Genomic DNA, 20,742 nt, shown 5'->3' on the forward strand with positions numbered 1-20,742 from the left:
GCGCCGGCTCAGCCGGCCGACAGCAGGCCGCCCAGCTCCGCCATGGTGGGCCGCTCGAAGATGGCCCGTACCGGCAGGGTCATCCCCCAGTCGTCACGTACGGCCTTCGCGAGCCGCACCGCCAGCACCGAGTGCCCGCCGCGGTCGAAGAAGTTGTCGCCAGGCTCGACCGTGGGCACCTCAAGCACCCGGGCGGCCAGGACGCACAGCGCGGCCACCGGGTCGGCCGGGTCGGCGGACAGGGCGCTCGCACCCGGCGCCACCGCGCCGCTCACCGGGCCGGAGGCCGGGGTGACCGGCGCCGGAGGGCCGGCGGGTCCGGCCGCGCGGCGCTCCAGCGCACGCCGGTCGATCTTGCCGTTGCTGGTCATCGGCAGGGTCGCCGTCACCTCGACGCGGGCGGGCACCATGTGCGCGGGCAACCGCTCGGCGAGCCGGCGCCGCAGCGCCTCCGCGAAGTCGTCCGCCGGCTCGGCGCCGGGCACCACGAAGGCGACCAGGCGCGCCGAGTCGACCTCACCGGTGACGACCACCGCGCCGAGCCGCACCCCTTCGCAGGCCTCCAACGCGGTCTCCACCCCGCCCAGTTCCACCCGGAAGCCCCGCAGCTTGACCTGCCGGTCGGCGCGGCCGGTGAAGTAGAGCAGGCCGTCCCCGCCCAGGCGGCCGAGGTCGCCGGACCGGTACATCCGGCGCCCGGGCAGGCCGTACGGGTCGGCGACGAAACGCTCTGCCGTCAGACTGGGCCGGTTGAGATACCCGAGGGCCTCGCCCTCGCCGGCCAGGTACAACTCGCCCTCCTCGCCGGGCGGGCAGGGCCGCAGGTCGGTGTCGAGCACCCGGACCTCATTGCCGGGCCACGGCTCCCCGATGCTGACCGGCTCGCCCGGCCGTACCGGGCCCGCCATGGTCACCCCCACGGTCATCTCCGTGGGCCCGTATCCGTTGAACATGCGCCGGCCCACCGCCCACCGCGCCACCAGCGCCTGCGTGCAGGAGTCCCCGGTCGAGAGCACCACACCGCCGGGCAGCACGCCTTCGGGGTCGGTCGCGGTGAGCGCGACCGGGGGCAGCACCGCGTGGCTGACCCGCCGCTCGATCAGCGTGCGGCGCAGTTCCTCACCCGGCAGCACCGCACGGTCGTCGGTGAGGACCAGAGTGGCCCCCGACAGCAGCGCCAGCGTGACGTCCCAGAAGCCGGCGTCGAAGTTGAAGGAAGCCCACTGCAGCACCCGGTCCCCGGGCCCGGCGCCGATCCAGTGCCGCTGCGCCGCCACCAGCGCCGCCAGCCCGGCATGCGGTATCACCACGCCCTTGGGTGTCCCGGTGGAGCCCGATGTGTAGATCACGTAGACGGTGTCATCGGCGCGCAGCGGCCGGCGGCGGTCCTCGTCGGTGACCGGCTCGGCCGGGTGGGATCCGGGGTCAGGGGACGCGAGATCGATCGTTTCGAGACCGCTGACGTCCACCGGTGGCAGACCGGTGTGCAGCAGGGTCCTGAGCCCCGCGTCGGAGACCATGTGGCGCAGCATCGCCGTCGGATAGCCCGGGTCGAGCGGTACGTAGCCCGCGCCGCTCGTCGCCACCGCGAGCGCCGCCACCACCTGGTCGATCCCGCGGGGGACCGATATCCCGACGAGGTCCCCGGGGCCGAGACCGGCCGCGAGCAGCCGCCTGGCCAGCCGGTTCACCCGGCCGGCCAGTTCGCCGTAGGGCACGGAGGCGCTCTCGCTCTCCACCGCGGGCAGGTGCGGGTGCTCCGCCGCCACCCGCTCGAAGAGGGCGGGCAGGGTGCCTGCCGCGGGCGCGGTACCGGCCGCCGAAGGGACGTCCGGTCGTACGTCGGGCCAGACGCGTTCGATGTGCTCGCCCGCGCGGGCGCGGGAGGTCGCGGGCTGCTCCACCTGCCACCCCGCGGGGTACGGCAGCCGGGCCGGCCACAGCGACCGCTGGCCGAGGGAGTTGCGCAGGACCAGGTAGCTCTCGTCCGGGACTTCGAAGGGGTTGTCTGGCATCGAGCGACCTCCCGTGTGACGGTGCCGCAGGACGGGATCGGGCGCCGTGCGAGGGCGCCGCACGCGACACAGGTGCCCTCACCCTGGACCGGGAGGCCGGCCGGCCCGGGCGGCGAGAAAGGAGTGTGAAGGTCCTCTCAGCTTTCTTTCAGCTCCGGCTGCGAGGGCCGTGGCCGTCGTTACGTTGCCGGACGTGACAGTCACCGAGATCCGTCCGTCCGTGGGCCAGACGCTCCTGTGGTTCCTCGACCGCTACCGCGGCGAGGAGGGCGCGCTCAACTGCCCGGTGCTGTGCAGACTGCGCGGCGGGCTCGACCGCGACAGGCTCCGCCAGGCGATCGACCGGGTGACCGCCCGGCACGAGGCGCTGCGCACCACCTTCACCGGCGGTGGCCGCCGGCTCAAGGCGCTGGTGCACCCGGCCGCGTCACCGGAGATCCGCGAGGTGGACCTCAGCGCCGAGCCGGATCCCGGGGCGGCCGCCGACCGGGCGGTCGCGGCGGAGCTGGGCACCCGTATCGACGCGACCGAAAGCGCCGTACGGATCACCCTGTGGCGGCTCGCCGTGGACCATCACGTGCTCTGCGTCAACATGCACCACATGGTCACCGACTCGTGGTCGTGCAACGTGATCTTCGAGGATCTGTGCACCGCGCTGGAGGGGGAGCCGGCCGGCGAGGCGGCCACGGCCTACTCCCAGTTCGCGGAGGAGCAGCGCGAGACTCTGGCCGGCCCCTCGGGCAAGCGGCTGAGCGCCTTCTGGGGCGAACGCCTGAAGGATGTGACGCTGCCCCCGCTGCCGATGCGGGAGGCCACCGCCGGCGCACCCCGTGACACCAGACTCGTGCAGGACATCCTGGAGGCGCCGACTGTCGCCGCGCTCGACGCGCTGGCCAAACGGGAGCGGTCCACGATGTTCGTGGCGCTGCTGACCGCCTACTACCGCGCCCTGAGGTCGGTCAGCAGCACCGATGACCTGGCGGTGGCGACCCTGTTCGCCAACCGCGGCGCCGAGCACCGCAGGACCGTGGGCTTCCTGGCCAACATGGTCCTGCTGCGGACCCGGCTCACCGGTGACGGATTCACCGGGCATCTCCGGGCCACGCACCGCACGGTGATGGAGGCGTTCGTCCACCAGGCGCTGCCGTTCCAGATGCTTCCGATCAACCTCGGCGGTACGACCCGGCGGCTCGACGACGTGGTCTTCCAGATGATGGCCGACCCGGTGTACTCGACCCGGGCGGGCGGGCTGGACATCCAGGTCCTGGTCCCCGACGACGTCGCCACCCGCTTCGAGCTGGAGCTGGTCGCCGTGCCCGACGGGGACACGGTGCGGGTGCTGCTCTTCTACAACCCCGACCGCTTCGACCGGGAGTTCGCCGAGTCCCTGCTCGCCGAGTACGTCGGCGTCTGCACCACCGCCGCCCGCAGCGCGGCACCCCGCACCGACCGAGCCGGGGCCCGGCCCCGGCTGCGCATGGGAGGCCACGATGACCAGTGAGGTGAGCACCGGACGCGCACTGTCCGCCGAGGAGATCCGGGACGCCGTCGCCGCGCGGCTGAAGCTCCCCGCCGCGGAGATCGGCCTGGAGGAGGACCTCGTCACCCTCGGCCTGGATTCCCTCGGGATGATGACCCTGGCGGCGGCGTGGCAGGCGGACGGCGTCGAGGTGACCTTCGGTGACCTGGTGGAGGAACCCACCGTGCGTGCCTGGGCCGCGCTCCTGTCCGGAACCGACGACACAGCGGACGTCCGGCCGGAGGCCGGCGGCGACCCGGCCGCGGAGGCCGGTGAGTTCGCGCTGGCCCCGATGCAGCACGCCTACTGGTCGGGCCGGCAGCCGGGGATGCCGCTGGGCACCGGGTCGCACTTCTACTTCGAGTTCGACGTCACCGCCGACGTCGAGCGCTGGAACGGCGCGGTCGCGGCGCTGCGCCGCAGGCACCCCATGCTGCGCGCCGCCGTCGGCTCCGACGGCCGCCAGCGGATTCTCCCCGGGTGCCGGGGCCTTGACGAGGTCGTCGACCTGCGCGGCCTCGACCAGGACGGGCGGGTCCGCCGGCTGGCCGGCCTGCGCGATGAGCTGTCCCATCAGACGCTCCCGGTCGGCCGCGGGGGCGGGCTCGACGTGCGTCTGGCGCTGCTGCCGGCCGGGAAGGCCCGGCTCTTCCTCGACATCGACATGATCGTCTGCGACGCGTCGAGCTTCCGCATCGTGATCGGCGACCTGGCCCGCCACTACCGGGACCCGGACCTCTCGCTGCCGCAGCCCGTACTCACCTTTCCGGAGTACCGCCGGCTCGTCGCCGAGTCAGGCAGGGAGCCCCGCGCCGCCGATGTCTCCTACTGGCGCGACCGCGCCGATGACCTGCCCGGTGCGCCGCAACTCCCCCTGGCCGCACCCCCGGACCGGATCGAGCGGGTGCACACCGTACGGCGCCATGCCCAGCTGGCCCCGGAGACGTACCAGCGGTTCAGCCAGCACGCCCGCAGCAACGGCCTGACGGTGTCGATGGCGGTCGCCGCTGCCTACGCGGATGTCCTCGCGGCCTGGAGCGACGGCCCGGAGTTCCTGCTCAACCTGCCGGTGCTGAACCGGATCCCGGTGCACCCCGAAGTCGGCCGGGTCGTCGGGGACTTCACGGATCTGCTGCTGCTCCGGGTGGCGCCCGACGCGCGCCGCACCTTCGCCGAGCGCGCCCGCGCGATGCAGGAGCAGTACCGCCGCGACGCCACGCACACGGCGTACGGGGGCACTTCGGTCCTCCGCGACCTGGCCCGGACCACCGCGGGCGCGAACCAGCGGGCCGGCGTCGTGTTCACGAGCGCGCTCAGCCTCGGCGAGCTCTTCGACGGGGCGACCCGCGCGGTGCTGGGCTCCCCGGTGTGGATGAGTTCGCAGACGTCCGGCGTGTGGATCGACCTCCAGCTGATCGAGCACGAGGGCGGCATGCTGATCAACTGGGAGACCACCGAGAACCTCTTCGAGGCCGGGGTCCCCGAGGCGATGTTCGAGACCTTCGTCAACCGCGTACGGCTGCTCGCCTCGCAGCCCAGCGCCTGGTGGGAGAGCCTGCCGATACGGCCGCCCGACCCACAGGTCCAGGCGCGCCGGCGGGCCAACGACACCCGCGCCGAACTGCCCGGCGGGGCCCTGCACGAGGAGTTCTTCCGGCGGGCGGCCGAGAGGGGCGACGCGCCGGCGGCGGTGTGGGGTGACGGCGAGCGGCTGACCTACGCCGAACTCGCGGAGCGGGCGCGGCGGCTGGCCCACGCCCTGCGCACCGCGGGTGTCACGGCCGGCGACCGGGTCGTACTCACTCTGCCCAGGGGCGTCGGCCAGGTGGTCGCGGTGCTGGCGGTGCACATGCTGGGCGCGGCCTACGTGCCGGTGGGGACGGACCAGCCGGACGCGCGCCGGCACATCGTCGGGTCCCGGGCCGGAGCCCGCTTCGCGGTGACCGACGGCCGGGACCGCGGCGGCTCCGGCGGCGGGATCCTCAGCATCGACGTGCGGTGCAGCACCGATCCCGCGGTACCACTGCTCGACAGGCCGGCCGCCGTCTCGCCGGACGACCCGGCCTACGTGATCTTCACCTCCGGCTCGACCGGGGAGCCCAAGGGCGTGGAGCTCACCCACGGGGCGGCCCGCAACACCGTGGCAGCGCTGAACCTCCGCTACGGGATGGGCACCGCCGACCGCACCCTGTGCCTGTCGGCGCTCGACTTCGACCTCTCGGTCTACGACATCTTCGGCCCCCTCACCTCCGGCGGCGCCCTGGTCCTGGTCACGGACGAGGAGCGCCGCTCCCCCGAGGTGTGGCTGCGCAGAGCGGTCGAGCACCGGGCCACCGTCCTCAACTGTGTGCCCGCGCTGGCCGACATGGCGCTCACGACCGCCGAGTCCCGGCCGGAGTGGCACGACTGGCCGTTCCGGCTGCAACTCCTCGGTGGCGACTGGGCCGGGCTCGACCTGCCCGGCAGGGTGCACGCGCTGCGCCCGGACAGCGTCTTCGTCGCGCTGGGCGGCACCACCGAGACCGCGATCCACTCGACCGTCCAGGAGGTCACGGAGGTGGACCCCGGCTGGACCTCGATCCCCTACAACGTGCCGCTGCCCAACCAGTGCTGCCGGATCGTCGACGAGCACGGACGGGACCGCCCCGACTGGGTGGCCGGCGAGCTGTGGATCGGCGGGGCCGGTGTGGCCCGGGGGTATGTGGGCTCGCCGGACCTGACCGCGGCGAAGTTCGTGGAGGCCGAGGGCGGGCGCTGGTACCGCACCGGCGACCGTGCCCGCTACCGGCCAGGGGCCGTGGTCGAGTTCCTCGGCCGCGCCGACTTCCAGGTCAAGCTCAACGGCTACCGGATCGAGCCCGGCGAGGTCGAGCGCGCCCTGGCCCGGCACCCCGGTGTACGCGACGCGGTCGTGGTCCCGGTTCCCGAGCACGGCGGTGCGTTGTACGCCCTGATCACCCCGGCCGGGGCCGACACCGGCGAGGCGCTGGCCACCGCCGCCCTCCGGGTGCCGGAGTACATGGTGCCCGCCCGTGCCGTCGCCACCGACGAGCTGCCGCTGAGCCGCAACGGCAAGGTCGACCGGGCCGGGGTCCGGCGGCTGCTGGCCGGGGCGCTGAGCGAGCGGACGTCCGGCGTAGCCGGCGCCGCCCCCAGGGGCGCCGCCGAGGAGACGGTCGCCGCGCTCTGGGCGGAGCTGCCCGGTGGTGCGGAGGTGGACAGGACCACCAACTTCTTCCATATCGGCGGTGACAGCCTGCAGGCCACCCGCATGCTCGCCGCCCTCCGCCGGGAGGGGTACGAGGCCAGACTGGGCGACCTGTTCACGCGGCCCACGCTGAGCGGGTTCGCCGCGAGCCTGGAACCCGCCGGGGCCGCGGCGCCCGGGGTCGTCCCGGCCGACCCGGCGCACCGGCACGAGCCCTTCCCCCTCACCGATGTGCAGCGCGCCTACTGGCTCGGCCGCGACCCCGACTTCGCCCTCGGCGGTGTCGCCTCCTACTGGTACTGGGAGTTCGAGAGCGACGACGTCGACCTGGAGCGGCTGGAGACCGCCTGGAACCGGCTGGTACGGCGGCACGAGATGATGCGCGCCGTTCTGGACGGGGAGGGGGGACAGCGGATCCTTCCCGAGGTCCCGCACTACCGCTTCGCGGTCACCCGCACCACCGCCGCCGGACACGAGAAGGCGGTCGCGGAGCTGGCGGGCATGGAGCAGCAGGTGCTCGACGTGACCTCCTGGCCGCTGTTCGACGTACGCGCCGTGCGGCGCGACGACGGGCACACCGCCTTCGGTGTCGGCTTCGACTACGTCGTGCTCGACGCACTGTCGATCATGACCATCTTCACCGAGCTGTCCGCGCTCTACGCGGATCCCGGCCTGGAACTCCCGGAGCTCGGCCTGTCCTTCCGCGACTACCTGCTCGCCGGGCGGACCGATCCCGCGGCCAGGGCGCGGGACGAGGAGTACTGGCTGACCGCGATCGAGGAGCTGCCGGCCGCCCCCGCGCTCCCCATGGCCGTCGACCCCGAACACATCGACCGGCCGCGCTTCGTACGGGACGAGTTCTGGCTCGGCCCGGAGACCTGGGCACGCCTGCGCGCCAGGACCGCCGAGGAGGGGCTGACCGCCTCGACCGTCGTGGCGGCGGCCTTCGCCGAGGTGCTGGCCGCGTGGAGCGCCGAGAGCTCGCTGACGCTCAACCTGACGGTCTTCGACCGGCGTGAGGTGCATCCCCAGGTGGGCCAGGTGGTCGGCGACTTCACCTCGCTGCTGCTGCTGGGCCACCACAGCCATCCCGAAGGCTCCTGGGCCGATACCGTACGGCGGCTCCAGGGACAGGTCTGGGAGGGCATCGGGCACAACAACGTCTCGACCACCTGGGTGCTGCAGCAGCTGGCCCGGCGCACCGGGGGCGGCCAGATGCTGATGCCGGTCGTGTTCACCTCCACCCTCGGGGTCAGCGCGGACTTCAAGGACCTCACGTTCGGCTTCGGCCAACTGCGGCGCGGCCTCTCGCAGAGCCCGCAGGTCGCCCTGGACTGCCAGGTGGTGGAGCGCGACGGCGGCCTCGCCGTCAACTGGGACCACGTCGAGGGCCTCTACAGCCCCCAGGTCGTCCCCGCGGCCCTGGACGCGATGCGCCGCCTCCTGACAGAGCTCGCCGACCACGACTGGTCCCGCCCGGCCCCGCCGATCGGGCTTCCCGAGGCCCAGGCGAAGGTCCGCTCCGAGGTCAACGACACGGCCGTCGCCCGCCCCGCCCGTACGCTGCACCAGCCGGTCCTCGACCTCGCCCGTCGCTCGCCAGGCGCCGTCGCCGTGCGCTCGGCATCCGGCGCCGTGCTGACCTACGCGGAGCTGGCCGAGCGCGCCCTCAGGGTCGCCGGGCACCTCCTCGCGCTCGGCGCTTCGCCGGGCGACCCGGTGGTCGTCTCGCTGCCGAAGGGCCCCGGCCAAGTGGCCGCGGTGCTCGGCGTGCTGGCCGCGGGCTGCTGCTACGTGCCGGTCGGCGTCGGCCAGCCGGCCGGCCGCCGCAACCGGATCGTGCGTTCCGCCGGGGCCCGTCTGGCCCTGACCGGACCGGGCGCCGGCGAGGGCTGGGACGAGACGCTGCGGCTGGTGCCGGTGGACGAGGCGCTGGGGGCCGAGCCGGTGGCGGAGCCCGTGCCGGTCGACCCGGCACAGATCGCCTACGTCATCTACACCTCGGGCTCCACCGGCGAGCCCAAGGGGGTGGAGATCACCCACGCGGCCGCCGCCAACACCATCGACGACGTGAACGCCCGCTACGGCGTGGGGCCCGGCGACGTGGCGCTGCAGGTCTCGGCCCTCGACTTCGACCTGTCCGTCTACGATCTGTTCGGGCTGCTCGGGGTGGGCGGCACCGTGGTGACCCTCACCGAGGACATCCGGCGGGAGGCGACCGCCTGGGCCCGCCTCGCCGCCGAGCACGGGGTCACCGTGTGGAACACGGTGCCCACCCTGCTCGACATGCTGCTGGTGGCCTGCGAGTCGGGCACGGGCCTGCCACGGCTGCGCGTGGCGATCGTCTCGGGCGACTGGGTCGGGCTCGACCTGCCCGACCGGCTCCGGGCGGCCGCGCCGGACGCCCTCCTCGTCGCCATGGGCGGCGCCACCGAGGCCTCGATCTGGTCGAACGCCTTCGACGTGGAGACCGTCGACCCGGCGTGGGTGTCGATACCGTACGGATATCCGCTGGCCAACCAGTACTTCCGCGTCGTCGACGAACACGGCCGTGACCGGCCCGACTTCGTACCCGGCGAGCTGTGGATCGGGGGCGCCGGCGTGGCGCTCGGCTACCGCGGGGACCCGGAGCGCACCGCGGCCGGTTTCGTGGTGGCCGACGGCGCCACCTGGTACCGCACCGGCGACCTGGGCCGCTACCACCCCTCGGGGGCCCTGGAGTTCCTCGGCCGGCGCGATCACCAGGTGAAGGTGCGCGGGCACCGGATCGAACTCGGGGAGATCGAGACCAGGCTGCGCGAACTGCCCGGTGTCGCGAGCGCCGTGGTGTGGGTCGACAGCAGTGCGGGGGCGCGCCGCCTGGCCGCGGTCGTCACCCCGGCGCCCGGCACCGGCAGCGCCCCGACGGAAACGGGGCTGCTGGCCGCACTGGCCGGGCACCTGCCGGTCCACATGCTGCCCGAGCACCTCACCGTCGTCGACCGGCTGCCCCTGAACGCCAACGCCAAGGTGGACCGCGCGGCCGTCGCCCGCACCTACGGCCCGAGCCGCAGCACCGGGACGGCACCCGCCGACGACCAGCCGCGCGGCGGCACCGAACACGCGGTGGCCGAGGTGTGGGCGGCGCTGCTGGAGGCGCCGGGGGTGGGCCGCTCGGCCAACTTCTTCGGCCTGGGCGGCGACAGTCTCACCGCCACCCGGGCGATCCAGCAGTTCTCCCAGCGCTTCGGCGTGGAGCTCTCCCTGCGCCAGCTCTTCAACCATCCGACCGTCACCGCGATCGCCGCCGTCATCGACGGCGAGATCTCCGGCAGCCACCAGAGCGAAGCGTCCGTCCGACTGGAAGAAGGTGTCCTGTGACCACCGCCGACATCATCAGCGAACTCGAACAGGCCGGCCTGCACCTGTGGGAGGACGGGGGCAGGCTCCGCTTCCGGGGACCCGAGGGAGCGATGACACCCGAGCGCCGTAAGCTCCTCGCCGGCCGGCGGGAGGACGTGCTCCAGGTGCTGCGCGAGCGCGGCCCGCAGCAGGTGCGGCCCGACCCCGCATCGGCCCACGAGCCGTTCCCGCTCACCGAGGTCCAGTCGGCCTACCTCCTGGGCCGCCGGGGCGCCTTCGAGTACGGCTCGGTGCCCTGCCATGCCTACGGCGAGCTGGAGTTCGCAGCGCTCGACCGCGACCGGCTGCTGCGGGCCTGGCGCCGGGTGGCGGACCGGCACGAGATGCTGCGCGTGGTCATCGACTACGACGGCTACCAGCGGGTCCTGGAGGACCCGCCCGCCCCGGTCATCGGCTGGCACGACGCGACCGGCCTGCGGGGTCCCGCGGGCGAGGAGGCACTCCGCGAGGTCCGCGGCCGGCTCTCCGACGAGTCCAAGGACGTCACCGCGTGCCCGCTGTACACCCTTGAGGTCACCGAGCTGGCCGACCGGGCCGTCCTGCACTTCTCCATCGACTTCCTGATCGCCGACTACGTGAGCATCTACCGGCTGCTCGACGAGTTCGGCACCTTCTACGAGGACCCCGGGGCCGGCCTCCCCGCCCCCGCGATCTCGTTCCGCGACTACCTGCGGGCGGAACGCGCGGTGCGGCAGGGCCCCGCCTACGAGCGTGACCGCGACTACTGGATGGCGCGGCTGGACAGCCTGCCGCCGGCGCCCGAACTGCCGCTGGTCGCCCGGCCCAGCCGGCAGGGCCCGGCCGGCTTCGTCCGCCGCGAGCTGCGTCTGGAACCCGCCGTCTGGTCGGCGCTGAAGGCCCGCGCCGGGGAGCACCGCATCTCCGCGTCGACGGCGGTGATGGCCGCGTACGCCGAGGTCATCGGGCGCTGGAGCCGCAACCCGCGGTTCACCCTCGATGTGACGGTGCTCAGCCGGCTGCCCCTGCACCCGGACGTCAACGACATCGTCGGCGACTTCACCTCCGTCGAGCTGCTGGCCGTCGACGGTGGCTGCGCCGACAGCTTCGCCGAGCGCGCCCGGAAGGCCGGCGAGCAGCTCTTCGAGGACCTCGACCACCGGCTGTTCTCGGGCGTGGAGGTGCTGCGCGAGCTCACTCGCCGCAGGGGGCAGCAGGGCTCGATGATGCCTGTGGTCTTCACCAGCGCCATCGGGCTCTCCGACGGGCTGGACCCGCGGGGCCTGATGCGGTCGGAGATCCGCAACGGCATCAGTCAGACGCCGCAGGTCTGGGTGGACTGCCAGGCCATGGAGGCCGCAGGCGCCCTGCTCATCAACTGGGACGTGCGGGACGAGACCGTGCCGGGCCCGGTGCTCGACGACATGTTCGCCGCGTTCCGTGCGCTGCTGCTCCGGCTCGCCGACGAGGACGGCGCCTGGGCCGGCGACCCGGTGACGCTCCCCGACCACCAGGCGCGGCGCCGGGCGGCGGTCAACGACACCGCCCGGCCGGTCGGCGACGCCCTGCTGCACCAGGCGCTGCTCGACCAGGCGCGCCGCCGCCCGGAGGCGACGGCGGTGATCGGTCATGACGGGAGTGTCGACTACGCCACCCTGACCGGCCGCGCCGCCGGCGTGGCCGCGGCGCTGGCCGAGCACGGCCACAAGCCGCACCAGCGTGTCGCGGTGGTGCTGGAGAAGGGCTGGGAGCAGATCGCCGGGGCACTCGGGGTGCTGCTGGCCGGCGGCACCTACGTCCCGATCGAGGCCGGGCAGCCCGATGCCAGGCGCAACAAGATCATCGAGTCCGCCGGCATCGACCTGGTGGTCGGTCACAGCACGGTCGGGGCCGGGCTGCCCGATGGCGTCGGGCGCATCGATGTGGACCGGCTGCCCGGGACACCCTCCACCGGACCCGGGACGGCGCCGGTCGCCCCCGGTGACTCGGCGTACGTCATCTTCACCTCGGGCTCGACCGGCGAGCCCAAGGGCGTGGAGATCAGCCACCGCGCGGCGGTGAACACCCTCGACGACGTCTGCCGGCGGTTCGGGATCGGCGAACACGACGTCGCGCTGGGGCTGTCGAGTCTCGGTTTCGACCTCTCGGTCTTCGACATCTTCGGCGTCCTCGGCCGGGGCGGCACCCTGGTGCTCCCCGACCCGGAGCGCCGTACCGACCCCTCGCACTGGGGTGAGCTGATCACCGGGCACGGCGTGACCGTGCTGAACACGGTGCCGGCCCAGATGATGCTGCTGGAGGAGTACCTGCGCGGCGAAGGCCGCGACTGCACCGGCGTCCGGCTGGGGATGATGTCCGGCGACTGGATTCCCGTGACGCTCCCCGACGCCGTGCGCGCGCACCTTCCGGAGGTGGCGCTGTACAGCCTCGGTGGCGCCACCGAGGCAGCGATCTGGTCGATCGTCCACCCTATCGGCGAGGTCGACCCCGCGGCGCCGAGCATCCCGTACGGCACCCCGCTGGAGAACCAGCGCTTCCATGTGCTCGACGCCTCCCTGCGGCCCAGCCCCGACCTCGTCGTCGGTGACCTCTGCATCGCCGGTACCGGTCTCGCCGAGGGCTACCTCGGCGACCCGGTGAAGACCGCGGCGAGCTTCATCGAACTGCCGGACGGTGAGCGCGTCTACCGCACCGGTGACCGCGCCCGCTATCTGCCCGACGGAACCATCGAGTTCATCGGCCGCGACGACCGGCAGGTCAAGATCCGCGGTCACCGCATCGAACTCGCCGAGGTGGAGTCTGCCCTGGCCGCCGACCCGCAGCTCGACGCGGCGGCGGTGGCCACCCAGGGCGAGCGCAACGACCGCAGGCTGGTCGCCTTCGTCGCGCCGTCGCAGGCCGACCCGGCCGGCCACCCCGTCGACGCCACCCTCCGGCCCGAGATCCTCGCGGCCGCCGATGAGATCCGCGACGGGGTGGACGTCTCGAAGGTCGTGGAGTTCGCGGCCGTGCTCGACGACGCGGCCCTGCGCCGCATGGTCGACGTCCTGCGCCGGGAGGGCGTGTGGCCCGACGCCGTGACGCGCCACAGCACATCCGAGATCATGCGCCTCGCCCGGGTGGCGTCCAAGCACGAGCGGCTGGTGCGCCGCTGGCTGGCCGCGTGCGTGGAGAACGGCTACCTGGACAAGGACGACGACGGCACCTTCGGCTGCCTGCGCCTGGTCACCCCCGAGGACGTCGAGCACGCCTGGGCCGAGGCCGACCGGCTGCTGCCGGAGGCCAACGACCGTCCGGAGCTGGTGGACTACTTCAAGCTCGCCGCCGCTCACCTGCCGGAGCTGATGCGTGACGAGCGGGATCCGCTGCGGATGCTCTTCCCCGAGGGGGACCTGAGCATCCACGAGGCCGCCTACATGGAGGGCTTCCTCTCCCGCTACCTCAACCGGCTGGCCACCAGCACCGTGCTGGGGGTGGCCCGGCGCAACACCACCGGCCGGCCGCTGCGGGTGCTGGAGGTCGGGGCGGGGGTCGGCGGCACCAGCGTCGACACCATCCCGGCGCTGGACGGCGAGAACGTGCGCTACACCTTCAGCGACGTGTCGCAGTTCTTCCTGAACAAGGCCGGTGAGCGGTTCGCGGACCACCCCTGGGTCGACTACGCCCTGTTCGACTTCAACGAGCCCTTCCGTGAGCAGGGCGTGAGGCCGAACTCGGTGGACGTGATCCTGTGCGGCAACGTGATGCACTACGCGAAGGACGCCCGCGCGGTCCTGAGCCGGATGCGCGAGGCGCTGGTACCCGGCGGATGGCTGGTCTTCATCGAGACGACCCGCGACAACTACCAGATCCTCACCTCGATGGAGTTCCTGTTCGACGCCACCGCCGGTGACTTCCAGGACGTGCGGCACGGCAAGGACCAGACCTTCATCGGCCGCCACCAGTGGTACGACCTGCTGGCCGGGGCGGGAGCCGATCTGGAGCTGTGCGTCCCGGCGCCGGAGGACGAGCTGGCCCGTATCGGTATGCACGTCTTCGCGGCCCGCTTCAAGACCGATCGCGAACAGGTCGACGCCGGGGTCCTCACGCGCCGGCTCGCCGAGCGGCTCCCTGCGGAGATGATCCCCTCGCGCTTCGAGGTACTCGACGCGGTGCCGCTGACCGGCAACGGCAAGGTCGACCGCGCCACCCTCGCCGTCTGGGCCGAGCAGCACCGTACGGCCGGGGCGGCGGTCTCCGGGGACGGTCCGCGCGAGGCCGGCGGACTGGAGCTGAGCGTCGCCGAGGTGTACGCGGAGGTGCTGCGCGCGCCGGAGGTCCCGCTCGAAACCAACTTCTACGCCCTGGGCGGGGACTCGCTGCTCGCCGCCCAGCTCGTCACCGCACTGCGCGAGCATGTGCCGGCCGCGGCCGGTGTCTTTTTCGACGAGCTGCTGCGCGAACTGCTCGGCGGCGCCTCGGTGCGCGAGCTCTCCGCCTTCCTCCAGCAGGGGCAGGAGGGGGCCGGGGAGAGCGGAGCGAGCGACGGGCTCGTTCTGGCCGGAGCGGCGGACGCCCTCGGCAACCCGGTGCACGTCCTCATCGGCGACGGTCTGGGCGACGAAGCCGACCGGCTCGCCGCGGGCCTCGGCGAACTCGACCCGGTGGCCGTCGTGCCCCCGGTCCGGGTGGCCGACGGGCAGTCGCTCGACGACCTGGCCCAGGACATCGTGGCCAGGGTGCGCGCGCTGAGCCCGGGTCCGTTCCACCTGATCGGCGCCCACAGCGGGGGCGTACTGGCCCTGGCGGTCGCCGGGCAACTGGCCGAGCTGGGCGCCCCGGTGTGCGGGCTGACCCTGCTGAGCAGCTACCCGCTGCCGGCCACGGTCCGCGACGACCTGCTCGAAGAGGCGCTGCTCTGCCTGGACCGCGGCCTGGACCCGGCCGCCCTGGGGTATCCGGATGTCGCGGCGCTCGGCCGGGCGCTGGCCGCGCTCGCCCCCGCCGGTGACATCCCGCAGGGAGCGCTGGCCTCGCTGGCCGGCCGGGCCGAGCCTGATCTGCGGGCGGTGGGCGGGGCCGCGGCCGGACTCGCCGCGACCCCGCGCGAGGAGCGGCACGCCAGGATCGCCCGGGCGCTGGGCCGCACCGGGGACGAGATCGCCGAACGCCTCGTACGGGGCCGTGCGCTGGCGGACTGCGTCGCCGCCCACGATCCGGGGATCTACACCGGGGAGGCCCGCCTGCTGGTGCACGAGGAGGAGTCCCCGGTCTGGCCCGCCATGGCCACCGACATGACCGCGCTGTGGGAGTCGGTGTGCGTGGGGGGCCTCCGGCGACAGACAGTTCCGGGCGACCACTTCACCTGCCGTGAACTGGTCGCTCCCCGTGTGATCGACCTGCCCGAGGAGGACGCGTGAGCGAGCACATCACCCCGACGGTCGCGGTCGTCGGCGCCTACGGCGCCGTCGGCGCCGCCGCCGTACAGGCGATCGCGGAGCGCCGGCCCGACGCCGTCGTCCGGCTCGGCGGGCGCGACCGTGCGCAGGCCGAGTCCCTGCTGGGCAAGTCCGGCCTGCGCGGCCGGGCCGTCGAAGTGGACCTGTACGACGGCAGGTCGCTGGCGGAGTTCTGCCGCGGTGCCCGCGTGGTGCTCAACTGCGCGGGCCCCTCCTACCACGTACTCGACCGGGTGGCCTGGGCCGCCGCGGCGGCGGGCGCCGACTACGTCGACCCGGGCGGCGACGAGCCGCTCCTGGAGGCGCTGACCCGGCCGGGCACCTTCGCCGGCACCGCCGTGATCACCGCGGGGATGCAGCCAGGGCTGACCGGTCTGCTCCCCCGTCATCTGTGCACCACCATGAGCGACCCGCAGCGGCTCACGGCCTATGTCGGCACGATGGACCGGCTCACTCCGGCGGGGGCCGCCGACTACCTGCTCTCCATGGGCGGCGCCTACGGCGAGACCCGGGGCGCGATCAGGGGCGGTATCCGGGTCGAGCGCGAGCTGGAGCCGCGGACCGGTGTCGAACTCCCCCACGCCGGCAACCGGGTCGACGTCTATCCCTACCTCAGCTTCGAGTCCGCGCGGCTCCCCGCGCTCACCGGGCTGACGGAGATCGACTGGTACAACGTCTTCGACGGCGGCGCGCACATGATGAACTGCCTGAGCCGGCTCCAGGGCGCGATGCGCGGTGAGTCCGGGCTCGCCGAGGCGGCCGGTGAGCTCACTCGCGCCGCGGCTCTCGACCTGTTCGGCAAGGACCCGTTCCAGCTGATGCTCTTCGAGGTCACGGGCACCGACGCCGGGCGGCCCGCCACCCGGAGTCTGGCCCTGCGGGCGGGCGACACCTACGCCCTGACCGGGCTGGCCTGTGCGCTGGCCGTGCTGGCCGTACTCGGCGGGGGGATCCCTCCGGGGGTGCACTTCGGCTCCGACGTGCTCGACGCCGATTCGGTGCTCGCAGCGCTGCGGGCCGAGCCCGCGGTGTCGGTGCTGGACATCGGCGAACGGCCGATCCTCGCGGCCCGTGCCATGGAGGAGGGCGAACTGTGACCCGCCCACGCGTCCTGGTGGCCGGCACCGGTTTCGGCCGCGCCTATCTGGCGGCCTTCGAACGGGCGGACTCCGACTTCGAGCTGGCCGGGATCCTCGCGTCGGGGAGCAGCCGCAGCCGCGCCTGCGCCGAGCACTACGGGGTGCCCCTGTGGTCCACGGTCGAAGAGGTGCCCGGCGATGTCGATCTGGCCTGCGTGGTCATCGGCGGGGCGATGAACGGCGGCCCGGGTCCTGCGCTCTCCCAGGCACTGATGCGCCGCGGCCTGCACGTGCTGCAGGAGCACCCGCTGCACCCCGGCGAACTGGTCGCGTGCCTGCGCGCCGCAAGCGAGTCCGGCGTGGTGTTCCGGATGAACACCCACTACCCCCATGTCGAACCGGTGCGCCGCTTCATCGAGGTAGCCCGCGACCTGGTGGCCCGGCAGCGCCCGCTCTTCCTCGATGTGACCTGCGCCTTCCAGGTGCTCTACACGGTCTTCGACATCCTGGGCCACGCGCTGGGGACGATCCGTCCGCACGGGATCGACGGGGCGCTCGCGGGCGCGGAGGGGGCGCCGTACCGGAGCCTCACCGGGCGCTTCGCCGGCGTTCCGATGTCCTTCCGGCTGCAGAACGAGCTGGTGCCCGCCGATCCCGACAACTACAGCCATCTGTTCCACCGCATCACCCTGGGCACGGACGGGGGCCACCTCACCCTGGTCAACACGCACGGCCCGGTGGAGTGGAGCATGCGCCCGCACATGCCCGGCGGCATGAAGGACCTGGTGCGCTTCGGCGACTCCACCGCCCCTCACCTCCGGGTGCCGAGCGTGCAGCACCTGGGGCCCGCGGAGGGCGCCTCGTACAGCGAGGTGCTGCGCGACCTGTGGCCGCAGGCCACGGCGAGGGCCATGCGCGCGGTCTGGGACGACGTGCGGGCGGGCGCCGACAGCCGGGGACATGTGCAGTACCACATCGCCCTGACCAAGCTGGCGATGAGTGTGGCCGAGGCGTGCGGGCCGGTACGGCTCCACCACCCCGACTCGCCCGAACTCCTGTCCGCAGCGGATTTGCTGGAGGTCAAGCCATGAGCACCGACGTCCCGAACCCCTGGCTGCGCGGCTATTTCCCCCGGCCCCGGGCCCGGCAGCGGGTGGTGTTCTTCCCGCACGGCGGCGGATCCGCGAGCTTCTACCGCCCACTGGCCCGTGACCTCCCCGACGACGTCGAGGGCCTGGTGGTGCAGTACCCCGGCCGGGAGGACCGCATCGGTGACCCGTGCTGCACGGACATGCCCGGCCTCGTGGAGCCGCTGGCCAAGGCGCTGGCGCACCTGGACGACAGACCCGTGTGGTTCTTCGGGCACAGCATGGGCGCCTCCGTCGCGCACGAGGTCACCCGCCACCTCGGCGCGGCGGGCGGGACACTCCCCGAGCGGCTGATCGTCTCCGGCCGCCCCGGCCCGGACCGGCAGCGGCCCGACGACAAGCACCTGGACGACGAGCGGCTCTGGCACGACGTGTGCCGGCTCGGCGGCACCGACGAGTGGCTGCTGCGGATGCCCGGCGTACGCGAGATGGCGCTGCCGGCGCTCCGGGCGGACTACCGGCTGGTGGGCACCTACCAGGCGGAACCGGGCCGCGACCTCTCGGTGCCGGTGAGCGTCTGCTACGGCACCGAGGACCCCGAGATCGACACGGCGGACGCGGCGGCCTGGGCGGCGGTGACGTCCGCCGGCACCGAGCTGGTCCGCTTTCCGGGCGGCCACTTCTACCTGCGCGGCGACGCCCAGGCCGAGTTGACGGACTGGCTGTACCAACGGCTGCACAGCCACCCGCGGCACGCCACCACCGACCCCGCAGGAAGGAACCGAGGATGATCGTACGACCCGTCGTGGAGAAGTACGCCGAGGAGGCCTCATCCCCCGCGCCCCCGTGGCTGGCGGGCCTGGTCGCCGACACGGAGGCCGGGACCGACCTGCCGGCCATGATGGTGGGCAGCCTGGAGGGTGGGTTCCTGGCCTCCCTGGTCTTCGCGCTGCAGCCCCGCCGCATCCTGGAGATCGGCACCTTCACCGGCTACTCCGCCCTCTGCATGGCCGACGCGATGCCGGCGGACGCCGAGCTCCACACCTGCGAACTGAGCCCGCTGCACGCCTCGATCGCGCGCAAGCACTTCGCGGCCTCGCCCTGGGCCGACCGCGTCCACCTGCTGGAGGGCCCGGCCCTGCGGTCGGTGGAGAGCCTCCCCGGCCCCTTCGACCTGGTCTTCATCGACGCCGACAAGTCCGGCTACGTCGACTACTACGAGGCGGTGCTGCCCAAGCTGTCCCCGCGCGGACTGATCCTGGCCGACAACGTGCTCCAGTTCGGCGGCGTCGCCAACGAGCGGGACCAGCAGCCCGACACCGTCGCCATGCGGGCGTTCAACGCCCACGTCGCCGCCGACGCCCGCGTACGGCAGAGCGTGCTCACCGTGCGCGAGGGCGTCACCGTGATCCGCCGGGCCGGCTGACGGCCCCCGCACAGCGACGGCGCCCGGACCTCCTGGAGGGGTCCGGGCGCCGTCGTGCGCCGGGCCGCCCGCCCCGGAGCCGTGGGGCGGGCGGCCCGGCCGTCAGCTCGCGGGCTTGATGTTGTTGTTCGTGTGGAAGAAGTTCGCGGGGTCATAGGCGGCCTTGATCCGGGTCAGCCGCTCGAAGTTGGTCCCGTAGGCGTCCTCGATCCGCTCGGCGGAGTCCGCTCCGAGGTGGTTGGCGTAGACCGCGCCGGTGGTGTACGGCAGGAGTTCGGCGTAGACCTTCTCGGTCCACTCGACGGCCTCCTCGTCCTTGGCCGGGTCGGTCCACGAGGTGAGGATGCTGGTCAGGTAGCCCTCGCGGTGCAGGAAGGGGGTCTGCTCCGCCGGCACCTTCGACATCACACCGCCCATCAGACCGCCTCCGACCAGGCTGCGTTCGGAAGGGGCGTTGACGAAACCGTCGGCCAGGATCTGCAGCGGCTCGTCACGCAGTTCGGGCAGCAGGAAGGAGCGCGGGTAGTAGCGGTGACCGGCGACGGTGTTCTCGTCGAGCATCCGCTGCACCGCCACGTAGGGCATCAGACCGCAGTGGTCCAGCAGCGCGTTGTTGCCCAGCCCGCGCATCTGCTCGATCAGGCTCTCGGTGGAGTCGTCGGGAGCCGCGTGCACGAAGCCCAGGCCGATCGCCGGCTCGCCCCCAGGGGCGGTGAGGAAGGCGAAGGAGGTGGTCAGCTCGTCGGGAGCGCTCCGGTTGAACTCGTCGAGCCGCCGGGCCACCTGCACCGTCTGGTCGATGGGGAAGGCGAGCAGCCCGGCCATGCAGTCGCCCTGCGGGTGGAGGTCGAACTCGAAGCGGGTGGCCACGCCGAAGTTGCCGCCGCCGCCGCGGATCGCCCAGAAGAGGTCGGGGTGGTCCTGCGCCGTGGTGGTCACCAGCTCGCCGTCGGCGAGCACGAGGTCGGCGGAGACCAGGTTGTCCACGAGGAGGCCGCGGTAGCGGGCGAGCCAGCCGAGGCCACCGCCGAGGGTGAGCCCGCCGATGCCGATGTAGGACTCCTGGGAGCCGGTGACGGCCAGGCCGAAGCTGGTGGTCTCGGCGTCGACGTCGCCCTGTTCGAGTCCGGGCTGGACGTACAGCCGGCGCTTGGCAGGGTCGACCCGGATGCCGCGCAGCCGCGAAGTGTCCAGCAGCAGCCCGCCCTCGACGGTGCCGGTGCCGGCGAAGCAGTGGCCACCGCCCTTGACGGCAAGCTCGATGCCGTTGTCGCGGGCGAAGTTGACGACCTTGACGACGTCGGAGGCGCCGTCCACCTGGACGATCGCCCCCGGGCTCTTCTGGAAGTAGCCGTTCCAGATCTGCTTGCGCTCGTCGTAGTCGGCGTCCTGCGGGGTGATGGTCCGGCCCCTGATCGCCTCACCCAGCTCCGCGAGCCTGGATTCCGGGATGGCCGTACCGGTCGCGGTGACGAGTCCCACGTCAGTCCTCCTCATGGGGTTGGCGTTCCGGCCGGCGCACGCTCCTGCGAGGGCGCCGGTTGAGAGAGAACGTACGGTCGCCCGGCCGCCGGCGACACGGGGGTGAAAGAGGGTGGAAAGGCGCCCC

General features: G+C 73.3%; 9 protein-coding genes. 7 read left to right on the forward strand and 2 right to left on the reverse strand.

Going from position 1 to position 20,742, the window contains the following annotated elements; translation table 11 throughout:
• Nucleotides 1-8: 8 nt before the first annotated feature.
• Entirely contained in the window at nucleotides 9-2,015 is a 2,007-nt protein-coding gene (locus tag OG917_RS04110) for an amino acid adenylation domain-containing protein (protein WP_328316142.1), read from the reverse strand.
• A gap of 193 nt (nucleotides 2,016-2,208) precedes the next feature.
• Here OG917_RS04110 and OG917_RS04115 point away from each other — a divergent pair, with 193 nt between their 5' ends.
• From OG917_RS04115 to OG917_RS04145, 7 genes are read left to right on the forward strand one after another with little or no spacing between them, the layout of a single operon-like run.
• Complete coding sequence (locus tag OG917_RS04115; RefSeq protein ID WP_328316143.1) at nucleotides 2,209-3,516, forward strand: condensation domain-containing protein; 1,308 nt, start codon at nucleotides 2,209-2,211, stop codon at nucleotides 3,514-3,516.
• Nucleotides 3,506-10,102 carry a non-ribosomal peptide synthetase gene (locus tag OG917_RS04120; protein ID WP_328316144.1) on the forward strand — a complete coding sequence of 2,199 codons (6,597 nt, stop codon included), beginning with the start codon at nucleotides 3,506-3,508 and terminating at the stop codon, nucleotides 10,100-10,102. The genes OG917_RS04115 and OG917_RS04120 overlap by 11 nt, the downstream gene beginning before the upstream one ends.
• Nucleotides 10,099-15,501: a non-ribosomal peptide synthetase gene (locus OG917_RS04125; RefSeq protein WP_328316145.1), complete on the forward strand. Its 5,403-nt coding sequence runs from the start codon at nucleotides 10,099-10,101 to the stop codon at nucleotides 15,499-15,501. Before OG917_RS04120 ends, OG917_RS04125 begins: the two co-directional genes overlap by 4 nt.
• Entirely contained in the window at nucleotides 15,498-16,637 is a 1,140-nt protein-coding gene (locus OG917_RS04130) for a saccharopine dehydrogenase NADP-binding domain-containing protein (protein ID WP_328316146.1), read from the forward strand. The genes OG917_RS04125 and OG917_RS04130 overlap by 4 nt, the downstream gene beginning before the upstream one ends.
• Entirely contained in the window at nucleotides 16,634-17,710 is a 1,077-nt protein-coding gene (locus OG917_RS04135) for a Gfo/Idh/MocA family oxidoreductase (RefSeq protein WP_328316147.1), read from the forward strand. Before OG917_RS04130 ends, OG917_RS04135 begins: the two co-directional genes overlap by 4 nt.
• Nucleotides 17,707-18,498 carry a thioesterase II family protein gene (locus OG917_RS04140; protein WP_328316148.1) on the forward strand — a complete coding sequence of 264 codons (792 nt, stop codon included), beginning with the start codon at nucleotides 17,707-17,709 and terminating at the stop codon, nucleotides 18,496-18,498. Before OG917_RS04135 ends, OG917_RS04140 begins: the two co-directional genes overlap by 4 nt.
• The gene (locus OG917_RS04145; protein WP_328316149.1) at nucleotides 18,495-19,133 is read left to right on the forward strand and encodes an O-methyltransferase; all 639 of its coding nucleotides are present in this window, start codon (nucleotides 18,495-18,497) and stop codon (nucleotides 19,131-19,133) included. Before OG917_RS04140 ends, OG917_RS04145 begins: the two co-directional genes overlap by 4 nt.
• Before the next feature lie 102 nt (nucleotides 19,134-19,235).
• Here the strand turns inward: OG917_RS04145 and OG917_RS04150 are convergent, their stop codons facing one another.
• Nucleotides 19,236-20,615: an FAD-binding oxidoreductase gene (locus tag OG917_RS04150; protein ID WP_328316150.1), complete on the reverse strand. Its 1,380-nt coding sequence runs from the start codon at nucleotides 20,613-20,615 to the stop codon at nucleotides 19,236-19,238.
• Nucleotides 20,616-20,742 lie beyond the last annotated feature (127 nt).

This window comes from Streptomyces sp. NBC_00388 (assembly GCF_036061255.1).
Lineage (GTDB): Bacteria > Actinomycetota > Actinomycetes > Streptomycetales > Streptomycetaceae > Streptomyces.